Source organism: Acidovorax sp. Root275 (assembly GCF_001428965.1).
Lineage (GTDB): Bacteria > Pseudomonadota > Gammaproteobacteria > Burkholderiales > Burkholderiaceae_C > Acidovorax > Acidovorax radicis.
The window spans coordinates 1,344,330-1,365,584 of record NZ_LMJH01000001.1 but is presented as its reverse complement, the minus strand read 5'-3'; the positions used below and the strand labels follow the sequence as shown (position 1 = coordinate 1,365,584).

Annotated in this window: 12 protein-coding genes; 7 read left to right on the top strand and 5 right to left on the bottom strand. The window is 66.5% G+C overall.

Features of this window, described 5'->3' with window-relative positions:
- Positions 1–164: 164 nt before the first annotated feature.
- The 5 genes from prpF to ASE52_RS06090 all read right to left on the bottom strand — a co-directional run bounded on the left by prpF (position 165) and on the right by ASE52_RS06090 (position 6,181).
- A complete protein-coding gene (gene prpF, locus ASE52_RS06110; RefSeq protein WP_057224544.1) occupies positions 165–1,349 on the bottom strand; it encodes a 2-methylaconitate cis-trans isomerase PrpF in 1,185 nt (394 codons plus the stop codon).
- Between the two features lie 51 nt (positions 1,350–1,400).
- Positions 1,401–1,802 (bottom strand): hypothetical protein, encoded by a 402-nt coding sequence (locus tag ASE52_RS24950; RefSeq protein WP_198928064.1) that lies wholly within the window; start codon positions 1,800–1,802, stop codon positions 1,401–1,403.
- Positions 1,803–1,928: 126 nt separating this feature from the next.
- Positions 1,929–4,598, bottom strand: a complete 2,670-nt coding sequence (acnD, locus tag ASE52_RS06100) for a Fe/S-dependent 2-methylisocitrate dehydratase AcnD (RefSeq protein ID WP_057224542.1) — start codon at positions 4,596–4,598, stop codon at positions 1,929–1,931.
- A 33-nt stretch (positions 4,599–4,631) separates the two neighbouring features.
- A complete protein-coding gene (gene prpC / locus ASE52_RS06095; protein ID WP_057224540.1) occupies positions 4,632–5,789 on the bottom strand; it encodes a 2-methylcitrate synthase in 1,158 nt (385 codons plus the stop codon).
- Positions 5,786–6,181: a hotdog domain-containing protein gene (locus ASE52_RS06090; protein WP_057224538.1), complete on the bottom strand. Its 396-nt coding sequence runs from the start codon at positions 6,179–6,181 to the stop codon at positions 5,786–5,788. The genes prpC and ASE52_RS06090 overlap by 4 nt, the downstream gene beginning before the upstream one ends.
- A 134-nt stretch (positions 6,182–6,315) precedes the next feature.
- On the opposite strand from ASE52_RS06090, the gene ASE52_RS06085 reads away from it, so the two are divergent.
- The 7 genes from ASE52_RS06085 (at position 6,316) to ASE52_RS06055 (ending at position 21,213) form a co-directional block, all read left to right on the top strand.
- Positions 6,316–7,782 carry a short-chain fatty acyl-CoA regulator family protein gene (locus tag ASE52_RS06085; RefSeq protein WP_057225265.1) on the top strand — a complete coding sequence of 489 codons (1,467 nt, stop codon included), beginning with the start codon at positions 6,316–6,318 and terminating at the stop codon, positions 7,780–7,782.
- Between the two features lie 249 nt (positions 7,783–8,031).
- Positions 8,032–11,196, top strand: coding sequence for an EAL domain-containing protein (locus tag ASE52_RS06080; protein WP_057224536.1), 3,165 nt, complete (start codon positions 8,032–8,034; stop codon positions 11,194–11,196).
- Positions 11,197–11,481: 285 nt separating this feature from the next.
- On the top strand, positions 11,482–15,006 hold the full coding sequence (smc, locus tag ASE52_RS06075) for a chromosome segregation protein SMC (RefSeq protein WP_057224534.1): 3,525 nt from the start codon (positions 11,482–11,484) through the stop codon (positions 15,004–15,006).
- 16 nt (positions 15,007–15,022) lie between these two features.
- Entirely contained in the window at positions 15,023–16,141 is a 1,119-nt protein-coding gene (locus tag ASE52_RS06070; RefSeq protein ID WP_057224532.1) for a hypothetical protein, read from the top strand.
- Between the two features lie 14 nt (positions 16,142–16,155).
- Entirely contained in the window at positions 16,156–18,243 is a 2,088-nt protein-coding gene (gene ligA / locus ASE52_RS06065; RefSeq protein WP_057224531.1) for an NAD-dependent DNA ligase LigA, read from the top strand.
- Between the two features lie 28 nt (positions 18,244–18,271).
- Entirely contained in the window at positions 18,272–20,605 is a 2,334-nt protein-coding gene (locus ASE52_RS06060; RefSeq protein ID WP_057224529.1) for a transglycosylase domain-containing protein, read from the top strand.
- 236 nt (positions 20,606–20,841) lie between these two features.
- Positions 20,842–21,213, top strand: coding sequence for a collagen-like protein (locus ASE52_RS06055; protein ID WP_010458936.1), 372 nt, complete (start codon positions 20,842–20,844; stop codon positions 21,211–21,213).
- The last annotated feature ends 42 nt before the right edge of the window (positions 21,214–21,255 follow it).

Sequence of the window (21,255 nt, the reverse complement as noted above, 5' to 3'; positions counted from 1 at the left end):
CGTTTCCTTGTGGTTTGATGCACTGAGCGGGTGTGGCTCGTGTTGCTGAAACTGGCGCGGCCCAAGCCAGCGGGCGCCGCGCAAGGGCCGCCCCGCCGCGCTGGCGCCGTCCCCCTTCCCGCATCGCGCAGCGAGGCGAGAGAAGGGGGAAGCGGCGCAGCCGCTCAGGGGGATGGCACTCTGATCCAGCCTTCCATGAGGATGCGGGCGCTGCGGCTCATGAGGGCTTTGGTGACTTGCCAATCGCCGGCGTCGTTCTGCCGGGCCTCGGCCCCCACGCGCAAGGTGCCCGAGGGGTGGCCAAATCGCACGCTGCTTCGCACGCCACCGCCCGCCGCCAGGTTGACCAGCGTGCCTGGTATGGCAGCGGCAGTGCCAATGGCCACGGCTGCCGTGCCCATCATCGCGTGGTGCAGCTTGCCCATGGAGAGCGCGCGCACCAGCAGGTCGATGTCTTGCGCCTCGATGCGTTTGCCGCTGGAGGCGGTGTAGCCAGCCGGGGGTGCCACAAAGGCGATCTTGGGGGTGTGCTGGCGGGTGGCGGCTTCGCCCAGGTTCTGGATCAGGCCCATGCGCAGGGCTCCGTGGGCGCGGATGGCTTCAAAGCGTGCAAGCGCCACCTTGTCCTCGTTGAGGTCGCCTTGCAGTTCGGTGCCTGCGTAGCCAGTGTCCTGGGCATTCAGGAAGATGGTAGGGATGCCCGCATGGATCAGCGTGGCGGCAAAACTGCCTACGCCGGGAACCTCCAGCGTATCCACCACGTTGCCGGTCGGGAACATCGATCCGCCCGCGTCTCCTTCGTCGGCAGGGTCCAGGAACTCCAGCGCCACCTCGGCGGCTGCAAAGGTCACGCCGTCCAGCTCAAAGTCGCCCGTCTCCTGCACCTGCCCGTGGGTGATCGGCACGTGCGCCACGATGGTCTTGCCAATGTTGGCCTGCCAGATCCGCACGGTGAGGTTGCCATTCAGCGGAATGCGTGCGGCATCGATCAGCCCCATGTGGATGGCGCACGGCCCCACGGCGGCCGAGAGGTTGCCGCAATTGCCGCTCCAGTCCACAAAGGGCTTGTCGATGGACACCTGGCCGAAAAGGTAGTCCACGTCATGGCCTGGGCGTGTGCTGCGGCTCAGGATCACGGCCTTGCTGGTGCTCGACGAGGCATTGCCCATTCCGTCGATTTGCTTGCCATACGGGTCCGGGCTGCCCAGCACGCGCAGCAGCAAGGCGTCGCGGGCGGGTCCGGGTTGTTGGGCAGGGGCGGGCAGGTCCTGCAGTTGGAAGAACACGCCTTTGCTGGTGCCGCCACGCAGGTAGGTGGCGGGGACTCGAATTTGAGGAGATGGAAGCATTGGGGGCAAGAAGGAGCAGGCCGGTGCAGCCGGATGGTGGGTGACGGCGGTTCAAAACAGCCGCAGTTGTGTGTTGGAGGGATCTGGCGGTACGGGCTGCAATGGCCAGCGGCCAATGGTTTCGTAGCTGTAGCTTTTGCCGTTGCCGCCCACGACCAGCAGAAGTTCATCGAGGGTCCAGGCAATCGGGTCCATCCGGGTGGGGCCCAGGCGGGTTGGCGCCCAGTAGCTGATCGTGCTGTGTGGTGTGTGGCCCGTTTCCGTTGCCAGTCCTTCTTCGTACAACGCTTGTCGGACGGCAACAAGCAAAGCATCGAAGCAGTGCGGCCTTCCACGAGCCCTAAAGGACCAGTGGATTGTGTTTTTGCCCTGTTCTTTGTGCACCCCGTCGCGGATCCGGTTGAGCACCAGCGTGCAGGCCTGCGCCCTCACGCGTGCGCCCGCGCGCAGCATTTTCTGGCGCACCTCCGGGGTGTCCCCATAGCGGTCTGACAGGGTCTGGTGCCAGTTGTCCTGGGGGACAGTGTGCTGCTGTCCAGCCCATTGCGTGCAACGGCCCTCCACATCGCTGCGGCCACTTCAGGCGATGGCTTGGCCACGAAGATCAATCGGGGGCCTTTCATGGCCTGTGCCTCGCTCCGCATGGCTGGCGGCCAGGAAGTCCTGCGCAAAGCGCTGCAGGACGCCACCGGCTTCGTAGATGGAAACCTCTTCGGCCGTATCCAGGCGGCAAGTCACAGGTACTTTGGCGCATCCCCCATTTTGACGGCGGATGACCAGCGTGAGGCAGGCGCCTGGCGCGCGGTGGCCTTCCACGTCGTAGGTCTCCGTCCCATCCAGCCCCAGCGTGGTTCGGTTGACCCCCGCCTCAAACTCCAGCGGCAACACCCCCATGCCAATCAGGTTGGTGCGGTGGATGCGCTCGAAGCCCTCGGCCACCACCACCTCCACACCCGCCAGCCGGACGCCCTTGGCGGCCCAGTCGCGGCTGGACCCCTGGCCGTAGTCGGCACCGGCAATGATGATGAGTGGCTGGCGGCGGTTCAGATAGGTTTCCATGGCCTCCCACATGCGCATGACCTGGCCTTCGGGCTCCACGCGGGCGAGCGATCCCTTTTTCACTTTGCCATCCACCACGGCCATCTCGTTGACGAGCTGCGGGTTGGCAAACGTGGCGCGCATGGCGGTGAGGTGGTCGCCCCGGTGCGTGGCGTAGGAGTTGAAGTCCTCCTCGGGCACGCCCATGTGGGCTAGGTATTCGCCCGCTGCGCTGTCCCGCAGGATGGCGTTCGAGGGTGACAGGTGGTCGGTGGTGATGTTGTCAGGCAGGATGGCTAGCGGGCGCATGCCCGTCAAAGTCCGCGGGTGGGCGGCCAGCGCGCCGATGCCCTCGGTGTCCCAGTAGGGCGGGCGGCGGATGTAGGTGGACTGCGGGCGCCACTCGTACTGCGGCGACACGCGCTGGCCATCGTCGTGTCGGATGGCGAACATGGGCTCGTACACGGCGCGGTACTGCGCGGGCTTCACGGCAGTCTTCACTACGGCGTCGATTTCTGCGTCACTGGGCCACAGGTCTTTGAGGCGAACTTCCCTCCCGTGCACCACCGCCAGCACGTCTTTTTCAATGTCAAAACGCACCGTGCCCGCCATCGCATAGGCCACCACCAGCGGGGGCGAGGCCAAAAACGCCTGCTTGGCATAGGGGTGGATGCGCCCGTCGAAATTGCGGTTGCCCGAGAGCACGGCGGTGGCGTACAGGTCGCGGTCGATGATCTCCTGCTGAATGGCAGGGTCCAGCGCGCCACTCATCCCGTTGCAGGTGGTGCAGGCAAAGGCTACGATGCCAAAGCCGAGCTTTTCCAGGTCGGCCAGCAAACCCGCTTCCTTCAAATACAGCTCCACCGCCTTGGAGCCGGGCGCCAGCGAGGTCTTGACCCAGGGCTTGCGCGTGAGGCCCAGCCGGTTGGCGTTGCGCGCCAGCAGCGCGGCGGCGATCACGTTGCGCGGATTGCTGGTGTTGGTGCAGCTGGTGATGGCGGCAATGACCACGGCGCCATCGGGCATCGTGCCGTCCTGTGGTGCGGGCATGGCCCAGGGGCCTGCGATGCCTTGGGTCGCCAGGTCGGACGTGGCAACGCGCGCATGCGGGTTGGAGGGGCCGGCCAGGTTGCGCACCACGCTCGACAAGTCGAACACCAGGTTGCGCGCGTAGACCGCATCTTTGAGGGTGTCGGACCACAATCCCGCTGCCTTGGCATAGGTCGCGACCAGCTTCACTTGCTCCGCCTCGCGGCCCGTCAGCGTCAGATACTCCAACGTCTGTTCGTCGATGCTGAACAGGGCCGCCGTGGCGCCGTATTCGGGCGCCATGTTCGAGATGGTGGCGCGGTCGCCAATCGTGAGCTTGGCTGCACCGTCGCCAAAGAACTCCAGGTACGCACCCACCACCTTGGCCTTGCGCAAAAACTCGGTGAGCGCCAGCACCACGTCAGTGGCGGTGATGCCGTCCTGGCGATGGCCGGTCAGCTCCACGCCCACGATCTCGGGCAGCCGCATCATCGATGCACGCCCCAACATCACGTTCTCGGCCTCCAGGCCGCCCACGCCAATGGCGATCACGCCCAGGGCATCCACATGGGGGGTGTGGCTGTCGGTGCCCACGCAGGTGTCGGGGTAGGCCACGCCCCGGTCGGCATGGACCACGGGTGACATTTTTTCCAGATTGATCTGGTGCATGATCCCGTTCCCCGCCGGGATCACATCCACATTGGCAAAGGCTTTTTTCGTCCACTCGATGAAGTGAAAGCGGTCCTCGTTGCGGCGGTCTTCGATGGCGCGGTTCTTGGCGAAGGCATCGGGGTCGAGCCCGCCACATTCCACAGCCAGGGAATGGTCCACGATGAGCTGTACCGGCACCACAGGGTTCACCTGAGCCGGATCGCCGCCTTCTTTGGCAATCGCATCGCGCAGGCCCGCCAGGTCCACCAGGGCCGTCTGGCCCAGGATGTCGTGGCACACCACGCGCGCCGGGTACCAGGGGAAGTCGCGGTCGCTGCGCCGTTCGACGAGCTGGCGCAGGCAGTCGTTGATGGTGGCCGGATCGGCGCGGCGCACAATGTTTTCGGCGTGGACCCGGGCGGTGTAGGGCAGGGTGGCCCAGGCGCCCGGTTGCAGAGATTCGACAGCCTCGCGGGCATCAAAGTAGTCGAGCTGCGTGCCGGGCAGCTTCTTGCGATACAGAGTGTTCATGAGCGTGGGGCAGGGAGCTGCGGCCGTTTGGTTTTACTTGCGGTCCTGGATTGGTACGAACGCCAGGTCTTCGGGTCCGGTGTAGTTCGCACTCGGCCGGATGATCTTGTTGTCCTGCCGCTGCTCGATGATGTGCGCTGCCCAGCCGCTGGTGCGTGCGATGACGAACAGCGGCGTGAACATGGCGGTGGGCACACCCATCATGTGGTAGCTCACGGCGCTGAACCAGTCGAGGTTGGGGAACATCTTTTTCACCTCCCACATCACGGTCTCCAGCCGCTCGGCAATGTCATACATCTTGGTGCTGCCAGCCTCTTGCGACAAGTTGTGCGCAACGCCTTTGATGACCACATTGCGCGGGTCGCTCACGGTGTAGACCGGGTGGCCGAAGCCGATCACGACTTCCTTGGCCTCCACGCGGCGGCGGATGTCGGCTTCGGCCTCATTGGGGCTGTCGTAGCGTTTCTGGATCTCGAACGCCACCTCGTTCGCGCCGCCGTGCTTGGGGCCGCGCAGTGCGCCGATGGCGCCGGTGATGCACGAGTACATGTCGCTGCCCGTGCCCGCCACCACGCGGGCGGTGAAGGTGCTGGCGTTGAACTCGTGTTCTGCATAGAGATTGAGTGAGGTGTGCATCGCACGCTCCCAGGCGGCGCTGGGCTTGGTGCCATGCAGCAGGTGCAAGAAGTGCGCACCGATGGAGTCGTCATCGGTCTCCACCTCGATGCGACGGCCCGAACTGGCCCAGTGGTGCCAGTAGAGCAGCATCGAACCGAGAGATGCCATGAGCCGGTCGGCAATGTCGCGCGCACCGGGCAGGTTGTGGTCATCCTTTTCGGGCAGCGCACAGCCCAGGGCCGAGACGCCCGTGCGCATCACGTCCATGGGGTGGCTGGCGGCGGGCAGTTGCTCCAGCGCCTGCTTCACACTCATCGGCAGGCCGCGCAGGGCCTTGAGCTTGGCCTTGTAGGCGCGCAGTTCGGCGCGCGTGGGCAGCTTGCCATGCACCAGCAGGTGGGCGATTTCTTCAAACTCGCAGACCTCGGCAATGTCGAGGATGTCGTAGCCCCGGTAGTGCAGATCGTTGCCCGTGCGGCCTACGGTGCACAGGGCGGTGTTGCCCGCCGTCACGCCCGAGAGCGCGACGGACTTCTTGGGCTTGACGCCCGGGGTTTCAACGGTGGTAGTCATGCGGTCTCCTGGTTTACATATGTGTTGGTGATGGCAGCGGGGCGGCCTTTGCCATCCACCGCCACCATTTCAAAAATTCCCTTCAGCACTTCGTCCTGGGGCGAGCCCAGCGTGGCGGCCAGACCGGTCACGCACACGGTGAGCGAGCTGCGGCCGACGCGGGTGACCCAGGCGCGCAGCGTGAGCACATGGCCCACGGGCACGGGGGCCAGAAAACGCACATCGGTCACGCCCGCCATCACCACATCGCGCAGTGCGGCGCCGCGCGCTGCCAGAAACGCCGCCTTGGCCATGAGTTGCAGGGCGTTGCCGCCAAACAGCGTGCCGTAGTGGTTGGCCAGGGTGGGGAACACGATCTCCGTCAGCTCGACGGTGCCAGTGGGGGTTGTCATGCTTCGCAATTTACGCACAATGGCATCCCTCTGTAAGTCCTGAATTGGTGAATGATTGCGAATGCAAAACCATCAATTTGCAAATATTGCGAATGATGGTGAAGGTACTGCTAAGCGCCACTGAGAAAGATGGAATGAAAAAAACCTTCATGGGTGTGCGCCTGCGCCGCCTGCGCGAAGAGCGCGGCATGACCCAGATTGCGCTGGCGCGGGCGCTGGACCTGTCCGCTAGCTACCTCAACCAGCTGGAGCAGAACCAGCGCCCGCTCACGGTGCCTGTGCTGCTCAAGATCAATGCTGTGTTCGGCGTGGACGTGCAGCGCTTTTCGGACGACGACGAGGCGCGCCTCATCACCGGCCTGCGCGAGGTGCTGGCGGACCTGCCTGCCGGTGTGGGCAGGGAGGGCGCGGGCGATGCCGTGTCCCTGGCCGAGATCCGCGAGCTGGCCGCCGGCATGCCCGCTGTGGCGCGCACGCTGCTGGCGCTACACCAGCGGCACCGCCAGGCGCTGGAACGGCTGGAGGCGCTGGGCAGCCTGGGTGACGACCGCAGTGGGGTGGCCCCACTGCCCAGCCACCCGCCCATGGCCTATGAAGAGGTGCGCGACTTCTTCTTTGCACGCCAGAACCACATTGCCGAGCTGGACGATGCTGCCGAACGCTGTGCCGCCGAATGGGGCCTGCTGCCCGGGCGAGCCGACGAGGCGCTGGCCCAACGCCTGCTCGTGGCCCACGGAGTGCGTGTGGTGGACGTGACCGACCTGCCAGGGCAGGCGCAGCGCGTATTCCATGCCGACACGGGGGTGCTGCAACTGGCGGCCGGTCTCGAACGGGGGCAGCGTGCCTTCCAGATGGCGACGCAGCTGGCGTTTCTGGAGCAGGGTGACGCGCTGCAGCGCATTGCCGACGGCGCCGCGCTGTCGAGCGACCAGGCCCGGGCGCTGGCACGCATTGGCCTGGCCAACTACTTTGCGGGGGCGCTGGTGCTGCCCTACACGGCCTTTTTGCGGGCGGCCGAAGCGGCGCGCTACGACATCGACCGGCTGGGCCACCAGTTTGGCGTGGGCTTCGAGACGGTGTGCCACCGCCTGTCCACCTTGCAACGCCCCAGCGCGCGCGGCGTGCCGTTCTTCTTCATCCGCGTGGACCGCGCGGGCAACATCAGCAAGCGGCAGTCGGCCACGCACTTTCACTTCAGCAAGATCGGCGGCACCTGCCCACTTTGGAATGTGTACGAGGCCTTCGCCCAGCCAGGCCGCACCGTGCCGCAGGTGGCGCGCATGCCTGATGGCCGCGCCTACCTGTGGGTGGCCCGCGCGGTGTCGCGCAGCGGGGGCGGGTGGGGCGTGCCCGGCAAGGAGTTCTCGGTGGCACTGGGCTGCGACATCCGGCATGCACCGCAGCTGGTGTATTCCCGTGGGCTGGACCTGGCCAACCCCGAGGCCGCCGTGCCGATTGGCATGGGCTGCAAGGTGTGCGAGCGGGACGCCTGCCCGCAGCGAGCCTTCCCGCCCATCGGGCGGGCGCTGGATGTGAACGAGAACCGCAGCCGGTTCGCGCCGTATCCGGTGGCCGTGAGCCACGCACCGAGGCCGTCTTGACCCAGACTATAAAAATCACTCATCAATTCATAGCTGAAGACGCATGGGGCTGTTGCGCTGACGGCACTTTCCACCAAATAACTGGTTGGTAACCAGTTGTTATACCGAAGGTTGCTCCAAAGCCTGGTGGATTGCCGCTATCCTGCGTTTTGCCCGGCGTCCTGGTGCGGCTGCCGCCGCGTATACCCATAACGCCAGTACCACTGCCCAGGCTCTGTTCTGATACCGAATGCCAACCCGCCCCACGCCATGGCCCCTCTGACGCAAAACGGTCGATACCGGCACTGGATGGCCGGATTGAGCGTGGCCGTGCTCGGGGTGACGATGAGCCTCTGGCTGGCATGGCAGCAGGCCGATTCCGTGGCCCAGGTCGGACGGGCGCGGTTCATGCAGGAGGCGCGCGCGTTTGCCGATGCGCTGAGCCAGCGCATCGAAGGCCATACCGAAGTCGTCAACGGCCTGCGTGGCCTGTTCACAGCCAATCCCCACCTCACGCGCCTGGAGTTTGAGCGTGCAGCCAGCGACCTGGAGGTGGGCCAGCGGTATCCCGGTGTGCGCAATCTGTCGTTCACCCGCTGGGTGCCCGGGGCCGAACGGGCGGCCTATGAAACCCGCGTGCGCGCCGACACATCGCTGACGACCCAGGGCTACCCCAACTTTGCCATCCGGCCGCCGGGCGAGCGGGCTGAGTATTTTGTGGCGGAATACCTGTGGCCCATGGCCGGCAACGAAAGTGTGCTGGGCCTGGACATCAGCGCCCAGCCCACCAACCTGGCCGCCATGCAGTACAGCCGGGACAGTGGCCACACGGTGGCCTCGGCGCCGTTCGATTTGCTGCAGGAGGAAACCCACCGCCCCGGTTTCGTGATCCGCGTGCCGGTGTTCGATTACACGGCGGGCACGCCAGAGCCGCGTTTCATCGGTGCCGTGGCATCGACCATCCGGGTGTTCGACCTGGTACAGGCGCTGGGCAGCCAGGGGTTGCTCAATGGGATTGTGGTGTCCATGGAAGACTACGGCTCGGTCCGGGCGGGCTCCATCGACACCACGGTGCGGCCCTTGCTCGCGCAGTCTTCCGCGGCGCTGCCGGGCGCGTCGCCCTTTGTGCGCGAGTTGCAGGTGCATGACCGGCGCTGGCGCCTCACCTTCCACCCTTCGCGCTCGTTCCTGTCGCCGTCCGAGGCGCGGCTGCCCGTGCTGGTCGGCCTGGGCGGCGCCCTGGTCTCGCTGCTGCTGGCATCTACCGTGGGCCTGCTGATGCGCCAGCGCACGCTGGCCCTTGCGCGGGCCCAGGCGTCCGACGAAGCCCGGCACGAGAGCGAAGAACGCTTTCATGCCCTGTTCAACCAGGCCAGCGTGGGCGTGGCGCTGCTCGATACCTCCACCGGCCAATTTCTGCGCGCCAACCAGCGCTATTGCGACATCGTGGGCTACAGCCCCGAGGAAATGCGGGCGCTCCAGGTCCAGGCCCTCATCCACCCAGACGACCTGGAGACAGACGCGCAGCATCTGGAGCGCCTGAAGAAGGGGGATGTGCCCGAATACCGGCTGGAAAAGCGCTACCTCCACAAGAACGGGCAGGTGGTGTGGGTAGACCTCACGGTGTCGCCCATGTGGGTGCCGGGGGCCAAGCCCGACCACCACATCGCGGTGGTGCAGGACATCACGGCGCGCAAGCGCATGGAAGACACCCTGCGCAGCAACGAGCACCGGCTGCGCGGCATCCTGGAGCACCTGCCCATGGGGCTGTGCCTAGTCCAGCCCGACGGGCGCATCAGTTTTCGCAACGCGCGTTATGTCCAGATCTGTGGCTACACGGCGGAAGACGTGCCGGACGTGGAAACCTGGTGGCAGCGCGCTTACCCCGACGAAGCCGAACGCGCCGCTGTCCACGGGGCCTGGCGCAGGGCCGCGCAGCAGGCGCTGGCGGGTGACGGGGTGATAGCCGCCAGCGAATACACCATCCGCTGCGCCGATGGCACGCGGCGCCCGGTCGAGGTGTCCGGCGTGGTGGTGGAGGGCGGGCACCTTGTGACCATGCAGGACCTGAGCCAGCGCAAGGCGGCCGAGGAAGAGATCAACTACCTGGCCTACTACGACCCGCTCACCCGCCTGCCCAACCGCCGCCTGCTCATGGACCGCCTGCAGCAGGCGCTGGCCACGAGTGCCCGCCACCAGCGCAGTGGCGCCTTGCTGCTGCTGGATCTGGACAATTTCAAGACACTCAACGAAACCCGGGGCCACGACAGCGGCGACAACCTGCTGCTGCAGGTGGCGCACCGGCTGCGCAGCTGTGTGCACGAAGACGACACCGTGGCCCGCCAGGGGGGTGACGAGTTTGTGGTGGTGCTGGAAGACCTGGGTGACAACCCGGAGGACGCCGCAGCCCGCAGCGAAGAAGTCGGCCAGCGCATCCTGACTGCACTGCGGGAGCCCTACCTGCTCAATGGCGCCGCGCACCACAGCTCGCTGAGCATGGGGGTCACCATTTTCAGCGGCATGCGCGAGACGGTGGACGAGCTGCTCAAGCGGGCCGACCTGGCCCTCTACCAGGCCAAGAATGCGGGCCGTGACACCTTGCGCTTTTACGACCCCCAGATGCAGGCGGCCGTCAGCGCGCGCGCCGCACTGGAGCTGGACATGCGCATTGGCCTGGCGCAGGGCCAGTTCGAGCTGTACTACCAGCCACAGATCGACCGGGGCCGCATCACTGGGGCCGAGGCATTGCTGCGCTGGCGCCACCCGCGCGATGGGTTTGTCTCGCCCGCACATTTCATCCCGCTGGCGGAGGAGACCGGCCTCATCCTCCCGCTGGGTGAGTGGGTGTTGCAGGCGGCCTGCGCACAGCTGGCGCGTTGGGCGCAACACCCCGACCTGGCTGTGCTGGGCATGGCCGTGAACGTGAGCCCGCGCCAGTTCCACCAGAGCGGTTTTGTGGCCCAGGTGCTGGCGGCACTGGCCAGCTCGGGGGCGCAGGGGCCCCAGCTCAAGCTGGAGATGACCGAAGGCCTGCTGCTGCAGGACGTGGAAGACACGATCGAGAAGATGGGCCAGCTCAAGGGGTATGGCGTGGGCTTCTCGCTGGACGACTTTGGCACCGGATATTCGTCGCTGGCCTATCTCAAGCGCCTGCCGCTGGACCAGCTCAAGATCGACCAGAGCTTCGTGCGCGACGTGCTTACCGACCCCAACGACGCCGCCATCGCCCGCACCGTGGTGGCGCTGGGCACCAGCCTGGGCCTGCGCGTGATTGCCGAAGGGGTGGAAACCGAGGCCCAGCGCGAGTTTCTGGAGCGCCACAACTGCCACGCCTGGCAGGGTTACCTCTTCAGCCCGCCCGTGCCGGTGGCGGAGTTCGAGGCGCTGGTGCGCAAAACCAATGGGGTGGACGCGCAAGACGCACAGGATGCGTAGCCCGGGAACGCTGCTCCAATCCGGCCCCGGGCCTTGCTGGTACTGCGGGGAGTATCAATATTGGTAGCAATAAATCGTTGCTGGATAAGCGGCAGCCCCCATTTTTTCCAAATGTTTCCGTTGTGCCCTGGCTGTGGGGCGCTACCGTGCCGCCGAGGACCGGTGGCTGTCAGGCGGCGCGGTATCATTCCGCCCTTGTGCGACCTGCGTGTTCCGGCCCGGAACGTCCATCCGGCGCCACTTTGCATCCCTGCCTCCATCCTATTTTTGCCCGCCCCCTGACCCGTGCGTCTCACCTCGATCAAGCTTTCCGGTTTCAAGTCGTTCGCTGAACCCACCAACTTCATGCTGCCCGGGCAACTGGTGGGCGTGGTGGGGCCGAACGGCTGCGGCAAGTCCAACATCATGGACGCGGTGCGCTGGGTGCTGGGCGAGAGCAAGGCCAGCGAGCTGCGTGGCGAGTCCATGCAGGACGTGATCTTCAGCGGCACCACCACCCGCAAGCAGGCCAGCCGCGCCAGTGTGGAGTTGGTGTTCGACAACTCCGACCACCGCGCAGGCGGCCAGTGGGGCCAGTACGGCGAGGTCGCGGTGCGCCGCGTGCTCACGCGCGACGGCACCAGCAGCTACTACCTGAACAACCAGCCGGTGCGCCGCCGTGACGTGCAGGACGTCTTCCTGGGGACGGGCCTGGGGCCGCGGGCCTACGCCATCATTGGCCAGGGCACCATCAGCCGCATCATCGAATCGCGCCCCGAAGAGCTGCGCCTGTTTCTCGAAGAGGCCGCCGGTGTCTCCAAGTACAAAGAGCGCCGCCGCGAGACGGAAAACCGCCTGTCGGACACGCGCGAGAACCTCACGCGGGTCGAAGACATCCTGCGCGAGCTGAACGCCAACCTCGAAAAACTCGAAAAGCAGGCCGAGGTGGCCGCCAAATACAACACGCTGCAGGCCGACGCCACGCTCAAGCAGCACCAGCAGTGGTTTTTGAAGCGCGCCGAGGCCGAAGAGCAGCAGAACAAGGTGCGCCTGGACGGCCTGCAAGCCGTCAACGACCTTGAATCGCGCATGGCCGACCTGCGCGCCGTCGAGTCCGATCTCGAAACCATCCGGCAGGCCCACTATGCGGCGGGCGACCAAGTGAACCAGGCCCAGGGCAAGCTTTATGAAGCCACGGCCGAGGTCGGCAAGCTCGAAGCAGAGATCCGCTACGTGATCGAAGGCCGCCAGCGCGTGGAGCAGCGCTTGCTCACGCTGGCCGAGCAGATCGCCCAGTGGCAGGCCCGCAAGGAAGAGGCCGACATCGAACTCGAAAACCTGGCCGGTGCCGGTGTGGACGCCGAAGAACGCGCCGAGATGCTGGCCGCCCAGGTCGAAGAGCAGGCCATGCAGCTGCCCGACCTGGAAGAAGCCCTGCGCCAGGCCCAAAGCCGCACGGCCGAACAGCGCAGCAGCGTGGTGCAGGTGCAGCAGCAGATTGGCGTGCTGGCCGCCGAGCAGCGCAGCATCGACGAACAAAGCCGCCAGCTCGACAGCCGCTTCGAGCGCCTGCGCACCGACCGCAATGCGCTGGCCGCGCCCGATGAAGCCCGCCTGACGAACCTGCGCGAGCAGCTCGAAGAAGCGCAAGAGATCGCCGAAACCACCGAGGCCCGCCTGCACGAACTGCAGGAGTCCGTGCCCCAGCTCGACGACGACCGCCGCACCCGCCAGCAGGCCGTCAACACCGAAAGCGCCCGCCAGGCCGAGCTGTCGGCCCGCATGGAGGCGCTCAAGGCGCTACAGGAAAAGGTCAAGACCGACGGCAAGCTGCGCCCCTGGCTGGCCAAACATGGCCTCGATGGCTTGCAAGGCCTGTGGAGCCGCATCCACATCGAACCCGGCTGGGAAAACGCGCTGGAAGCTGCATTGCGCGAGCGCCTGGCCGCGCTGGAAGTAGGGCGCCTGGACATGGTGCGTGGCTTCCTCGGCTCCGGCGGCAACGACGCGCCCCCAGCTCGGCTGGCCTTCTACAGCGCCCCCGCAGCAGGCCACCCCGAAACATCGTCCCCCCACGCCCGCCTTTCGGACCTGCTGCGCCTGAACGATGCGGGCCTGCGGGCCGTGTTGGTGGACTGGCTGCAAGGCTGCTACACCGCGCCCACCCTGGACGACGCTTTGGCCCGCCGCAGCACGCTGCAGCCAGGCGAAGTGGTGTTTGTGCCCACGGGCCATGCCGTCAGCGCCCACAGCGTGAGCTTTTACGCGCAGGACTCCGAGCAGTCCGGCATGCTGGCCCGCGCGCAGGAGATCGAGCACCTCGAAAAAGAATTGCGCGCGCAGGCGCTCATCGCCGAAGAATCGCGCACCGCCCTGGTCCGCGCCGAGGCCGCGTATGCCGATGCCTCCCAGCGCTTGGTGGCCGCCCGCCGCGAAGCCACCGAAACCCAGAGCCGTGCCCACGAGCTGCAGGTCGAAACCCTGCGCCTCACGCAGTTGGCCGAACAGACCCGCGCGCGCAGCCAGCAAATCGACGGCGACCTGGCCGAAGTGGAGGCCCAGCTGGCCGACCTGCAGGAACGCCGCGTGGCGGCCGAAGCGCGTTTTGAAGAACTGGACATGCAGCTGGCCGACAGCCAGGAGCGCGAGGCGCAACTGGGCGACAAGGTCATCGAGGCTGAGCGCAAGCTCACCGCCTGCCGCGAACAGCAGCGCACGCTGGAGCGCCAGGCGCAAGAGGCCACGTTCTCCCAGCGCAGCCTGGAAGCGCGCCGCGCCGAACTCAACCGCTCCATCGAAACCGCCACGCAGCAGGCCAAGGCCCTGGCCGATGAAGAGCAGCGCGCGCGCGACGAGCTGGCCCGCCTGTCCGACGCCGCCGCGCAAGGTGGCCTGCAGGCCGCACTGGAAGTAAAGATGGAGCGCGAAAAAGCGCTCGGCGCCCAGCGCAGCGAATACGACGACCTTACGACGAAGCTGCGCGCCAGCGATGAACGCCGCATGCAGCTCGAACGCGCGCTGGACCCGCTGCGCGCGCGAATCACCGAATTCCAGCTCAAGGAACAGGCCGCGCGCCTGGGCCTGGAGCAATACACCACCTTGCTGGCCGACGCCCAGGCCGACCTCGAAGCCGTGGCCCAGTCGATCACCGACGGCAATGTGCGCGTGGGTGGCTTGCAAAGTGAAATCGACCGCCTGCACCGCGAAATCGCCGCCCTGGGCGCCGTGAACCTGGCAGCACTGGACGAACTCAAGCTCGCCAGCGAGCGCAAGATCTTCCTCGATGCGCAGACAGCCGACCTGACCGAGGCCATGAACACGTTGGAAGACGCGATCCGCAAGATCGACGGCGAAACGCGCCAGCTGCTCTCGGGCACCTTTGACACCGTCAACGGCCACTTTGGGCGCATGTTCCCCGAACTGTTCGGCGGTGGCCAGGCCAAGCTCATCATCACGGGCGACGAAATCCTCGATTCCGGCGTGCAGGTGATGGCCCAGCCCCCGGGCAAGAAGAACCAGACCATCCACCTGCTGTCGGGCGGCGAGAAGGCGCTCACGGCCATCGCGCTGGTGTTCGCCATCTTCCAGCTCAACCCCGCGCCGTTCTGTCTGCTGGACGAGGTGGACGCGCCGCTGGACGATGCCAACACCGAACGCTATGCCAAGCTGGTCTCCAGCATGAGCAAGGGCACGCAGTTCTTGTTCATCAGCCACAACAAGATCGCGATGGAAATGGCCGAACAACTGATCGGCGTGACCATGCAGGAGCAGGGCGTGTCGCGCATCGTGGCCGTCGATATGGAATCGGCCCTCTCCATGGCAGACGCTTGAAACAACCCACCCAACCATGAGCACATTGCAACTGAGTCTGGCCATCATCGGCGGTCTGGTGCTGGCCCTCATCGTGGCCTACAACACCTGGACCTCGCGTCGCAATGCGCCCAAGCGCGCCCTGCCGCAAGACCCCGTGGACCCCGCCGCTGAACCGGCCCAGCGCCAGGAGCCCGGCTTCGACGCGGGGGCTGCCGTGGCCATGCCGCCGGGTGAATACCACGGCCTGGACCGTGGCCCCGATCCGTCGGAGCACGCCGTGGACGCTGACGAGGCCTTGCAGCTGCCCGTGCCGCCGTTCTCGCTGGAGCGCCGCCCCGGGCTCGATCCGCTCATTGATGTGATTGCATCACTGCAGCCTGAGCATGTGGTCTCGGGCGACGCTGCCCTGGCTGCGCTGCCGCCCACGCGCCGCGCAGGCAGCAAGCCGTTTGCCATCGAAGGGCTCAACGAAGCGACCCAGCAGTGGGAAACCCCTGCACCTGGCCAGCGCTACCAGAGCTTCCAGGCCGGCGTGCAACTGGCCAACCGCATGGGGGCGCTCAACGAGATCGAGTTTTCGGAGTTTGTCGTCAAGGCCCAGGCGTTTGCCGACACCGTGAACGCCGCGCCCGACTTCCCCGACATGCTGCAGGAAGTGGCCCGCGCGCGTGAGCTGGACCAGTTCGCCAGCGACCACGACGCTCAGCTCATGTTCATGCTGCGCGCCCGCCAGGCCGCCTGGAGCCCCGGCTACGTGCAGCAGAACGCCGCCCGCTTGGGTTTTGTGCCCGGTGCCATGCCCGGTCGGTTGGTGTTGCCCGCCAGCGCACAGGGCCTGCCACCGCTGCTCACGCTGGGCTACGACACCCAAGCCGCGCTGGCCGAAGACCCCGACCAGTCCGCCATCCGCGACATCACCCTGAGCCTGGACGTGGCCCAGGTGCACCGCACCGAACAGCCTTTTGCGCGCCTGCGCGACGTAGGGGCCGCGCTGTGCGAGGCCATGGACGGGGTGCTCTGCGACCAGAACGGCCAGCCGCTGCCCGCGATGGCCATGGACCCGATTGCTGCGGACCTGGAGCTGCTGTATGACCAGCTGGATGGACGCGATCTGTCGGCGGGTTCTGTATTGGCGCGGCGCCTCTTCAGTTGAGCGTTGGTGCGGTCATGACCGACAGTCTGGACCTTTTTTCGGCCCCAGCGCCCGCAGATCAAGCGCAACCAGCTATCAAAATCAAAGCGCTGCGCGACCAGCTCAACCAGTGGGCGCACCAGTACTACGTGCTGGACGAACCCACGGTGCCCGACGCTGAATACGACCGCGTGTTCCGCGAACTGCAGGGGCTGGAGGCCGCGCACCCTGATCTGGTTACCCCCGATTCACCCACGCAGCGCGTGATTGGCGCGGTGATGGAGGGCCTGGCCTCGGTGCGCCACGCGGTGCCCATGCTCAGCATCCACACCGAGACCGACACCGAGGCCACGGGCGCGCAGGCGTTTGATGCCCGCGTGCGGCGCGAGCTGGGCCTGTCGGACGCCGATCCCGCCATCGAATACGTGGCCGAACCCAAGTTCGATGGCCTGGCCATGAGCCTGCGCTATGAAAACGGCCGCCTGGTGCAGGCCGCCACGCGGGGTGATGGTGAAGTGGGCGAGGACGTGACGCACAACATCCGCACCATCCGGCAGATTCCGCTCACGTTGCCCGACGGGGTGCCACCCATCCTCGAAGTGCGTGGCGAGGTTTACATGCGCCGTGCGGACTTCGACGCGCTCAATGAGCGCCAGCGGGAGCAGGGCGGCAAGACCTTTGTGAACCCGCGCAATGCGGCTGCGGGTGCGGTGCGCCAGCTCGACTCCAACATCACCGCCCAGCGCCCCTTGAGCTTTTTTGCCTATGGCCTGGGCGCCATCACGCCGCCCGGCGATGGCGGGCCGGTGTTCCGCACGCACTACGAGATGCTTCAGACGCTGAAGTCCTGGGGTTTTCCGGTCGCAACGCAGGTACAAATTGCGGTGGGTGCTACTGAATTGGTAGCATTTCATCAGCAGGTGGGTGCCAGCCGCGATGCGTTGCCGTACGACATTGACGGCGTCGTCTACAAGGTCAACTCGCTGCAGCTGCAGCGCGACCTGGGCTTCAAGACCCGCGAACCCCGCTGGGCCGTGGCGCACAAGTACCCCGCGCAGGAAATGGCCACCAAGATCGAAGGCATCGATGTGCAGGTGGGCCGCACCGGCAAGATCACGCCAGTCGCGCGCCTCGCGCCCGTGTTTGTAGGGGGCGTCACCGTTACCAATGCTACGTTGCACAACCTGTTCGAGATCCGCAAGAAGGGTGTGCGCGTGGGCGACACCGTCATCGTGCGCCGTGCGGGCGATGTGATTCCTGAGGTGGTGGGCGTGATGCCTGGCAACCGCATGGGCTATGTGCCCAACTTCCAGATGCCCAAGGCCTGCCCGGTGTGCGGCAGCGACGTGGTGCGCGAAAAAGGCGAGGCCAACCACCGCTGCACGGGTGGCCTGTTCTGCGCCGCGCAGCGCAAGGAGGCCATCCTGCACTTTGCCGCGCGCCGCGCCATGGACATCGAAGGCCTGGGGGACAAGCTGGTGGACCAGCTGGTGGACGCCAACGTGATCCGTACGCTGCCCGACCTGTACCGGCTGGGCCTGACCTCCCTCATCGCGCTGGAGCGCATGGCCGAGAAATCGGCCCAGAACGTGCTGGCGGCGCTCGAAAAATCCAAGCAGACCACCTTGCCACGTTTTCTGTTCGGCCTGGGGCTGCGCCATGTGGGCGAGGCCACGGCCAAGGACCTCGCACGGCACTTTGGCACGCTGGACGCCATCATGGATGCGAGCGTGGAGCAGTTGCTGGAGGTGAACGATGTGGGCCCCGTGGTGGCACAGAGCCTGCACACCTTCTTCCAGCAGCCGCACAACCGCGAGGTGGTCGAACAACTGCGCGCCTGCGGCGTGACCTGGCCCGAAGGCCCTGTGGCCGAACGCGCCCCGCAGATCCTCGCGGGCAAGACCGTGGTGCTGACCGGCACCCTGCCGACCTTGAGCCGCGACGCGGCCAAGGACATGCTCGAAGCTGCCGGCGCCAAGGTGGCCGGTTCGGTCAGCAAGAAGACCAGCTACGTGGTGGCGGGCGAAGAAGCCGGCAGCAAGCTGGCCAAAGCCGAAGAGCTCGGCGTGCCCGTGCTGGACGAAGCCGGCATGCTGGCATTGCTGTCGGGCACGGGCGCCTGAGGCACTCTCCCCTTTCTCTGAGTTTTTGATGCGCACATTGCTGCTTTCCTTCCAGGCCCGCGCCGCGGCCCTGTTCCGCTGGCTGGCCGGCCTGTTTGCCTGGATGCCCCGCCCGCTGCGCCGCGCGCTGATGTGGGGCGCCCTGGCGCTGCCCGCCACCGTGCTGGTGTACACACTGGCGTTGATCCCGTTCACCCCCTCCATCAGCGACATCCGCAAGGCCAAGAGCGAGCTGCCCGCGCAGCTCATGTCGGTGGATGGCAAGCTGCTGGCCGAATACCGCTGGGCCAACCGTGAATGGGTGGAACTCAACCAGATATCTCCCAACGTGGTGAATGCGCTCATCGCCACCGAAGACCACCGTTTCTACGACCACTTCGGGCTCGACTGGCGGCGCACGGCGTCGTCGGTGGTGCACACGCTGCGCGGCGACCCACAGGGCGGCTCCACCATCACGCAGCAGCTGGCGCGCAACCTGTTCCCAGAGGAAATCGGGCGCTCGCGCGTGTTCCCGCAGGCCCTCACGCGCAAGCTCAAGGAGGCGATCACGGCGGTCAAGATCGAGGTTTCGTACACCAAGGAGGAGATCCTGGAGACCTACCTCAATACCGTGCCGTTCCTGTACAACGCGTTCGGCATCGAGATGGCGGCACGCACCTATTTCGACAAATCGGCCGACAAGCTCAATGTGCTGGAAAGCGCCACGCTGATTGGCATGCTCAAAGGCACGGCCTACTACAACCCCGTGCTCAACCCTGAGCGTGCCCAAGCACGGCGCAACACCGTGCTGTCGCAAATGGTCAAGCGCGGCAAACTGGAGGAAAAGCAGCTGGAGGCGCTGCAAAAACGCCCGCTGCGCGTCAATTTCGAGCGGCAGACCGAGGTCATGGGCCCCGCACCGCACTTTGCGATGCAACTGCGCAAGCAGCTCATCGCCTGGGCCGACAGCAACGGCTACAACCTGTACTCCGATGGCCTGGTGATCCGCACCACCATCGACTCGCGCCTGCAGGCCATCGCCAACCAGGCGGTAGCGCGCCAGGGGCGCCAGCTGCAGGGGGTGGCCGACACCGCCTGGTCCCAGCGCAATGGCTGGGGCCCGAAGAGCGAACTGGTGCAGACGCTGGTGCGCGAAAGCGCCGAATACCGCGCCGCCGTGGACAAGGGCCAGGCCCCCGAAGAAGCGTTGCAGGCGCTGCTGGATGACACCACCTTCCTGCAAAAGCTGCGCGCCGAGAAGACGCGCGTGCAGGCCGGGTTCCTGGCGCAGGACCCGGTCACCGGCCATGTGCTGGCCTGGGTGGGCAGCCGCGATTTTGCGCAAGACCCGTTTGACCATGTGCAGGCGGCGCGGCGCCAGCCCGGCTCCACGTTCAAGCCCTTTGTGTATGGCGCGGCGTTTGCCAGCGGCGCGTCGCCCGACGACACGCTGATGGACGCGGCCGTGGAAATCCCCCTGGGCGGGGGCCGCGTGTGGCGCCCCACCGATGGGGGTGCGCCCAGCGACCAGCCCATGACGCTGGGCGATGGCCTGGCATTCTCCAAGAACACCATCACCGCGCAGGTCATGCAGCAGGTGGGCCCCGCCCGTGTGGCCGAGGTGGCGCGGGCCCTGGGGGTGCGCCAGTCGCCGCTGGAAGAGGTGCCGTCCCTGGCGCTGGGCACCAGCCCGGTCACCCTGAAAGAAATGGTGACGGCCTACAGCTCCATCGCCAACCTGGGCCGCTATGTGGAGCCGGTGTTGATCACCCGCATCGAGGACCGCCACGGCAAGGTGCTGGAGACGTTTGCCCCCTCAGCCCCTGAAGAAGTTTTCGAGCCGCGCGCAGCGCAGACCCTGCGCAACGCCATGCGCGGCGCCATCGACAAAGGCACGGCCACCGCGATCCGCAGCCGCTACGGCATCCAGGCCGATGTGGCAGGCAAGACCGGCACCACGCAGGACAACACCGATGGCTGGTTCATCCTGATGCATGCGCGCGTTGTGGCCGGTGCCTGGGCGGGCTTCAACGACGGCCGCATCACGCTGCGCAGCGACCACTGGGGGCAGGGCGCCCGCAGTGCGCTGCCCATGGTGGGCGAATTCATGCAGCAGGCGATCCGTGCCAAGGTGATCAACGGCAACGACCGTTTTGTGGACGAGTTTGTGGATGCCCCACCACCCCCCGCCGATGGATCGCTGGGTGCCATGCGCGACTGGATCCGAGGGCTGTTCGGGGGCAATCCGCAATCCCCGCCTGTTCCGGCACCCTGGCCTGGTACTCCGCCCCGGCCCGGCAGCGATGGCCTGCCACCGGTGACGACAGACCCAGCCGGTTCATCGAGGCCGCCTGTGCCGCCCGAGGAGCGGGTGGGCGGGTAAGTCCGAACCGGCGGGTGGGCGGCGGACGAACCTCCGCACACCGCCGCCACAGAGACGTTGCGCGCTGCGGGCCGATCTTGAGCAGACCTCGACGTTGTAGGACGGCGTCGCCAGTCATTGCACAGTGCGGGCGCCGCCTGGCTTATGCGCGCAACCGAACAGACCCTCCAGGGTGCGTCCCGCACATTGGTCCATGCAGCCGTTGTTGGGCTGCATGCAACGCCAAAGGACTCACCATGAAAACGATTACCACCACCTTGCTTGTGCTGGCCACCCTCACCCTAGGCGCCTGCACGGGCCCTATGGGCCCCCCGGGAGCACAGGGCAATACCGGCAACACGGGGTATACCGGCAAGACCGGTGACACAGGAGCTACGGGCAACACGGGCTACACCGGTGCCACAGGCAGCATGGGGTCCACAGGGGCCACTGGCGGGCAGGGCAGCACCGGTGCCACGGGCATGCAGGGCGCGACGGGCTACCAGGGGGACACAGGCGCCACGGGTGCCAAGGGCAATACGGGCAACACCGGAAGCAAGGGCAACACCGGGAATACCGGCACCTCGGGCGACGGCAGCACGGTCATCGTGATACCCGCCAAGCCTTGACGATCTGCGTGCGGCTGCTCACGGCGCCGCAACAGCCGATCT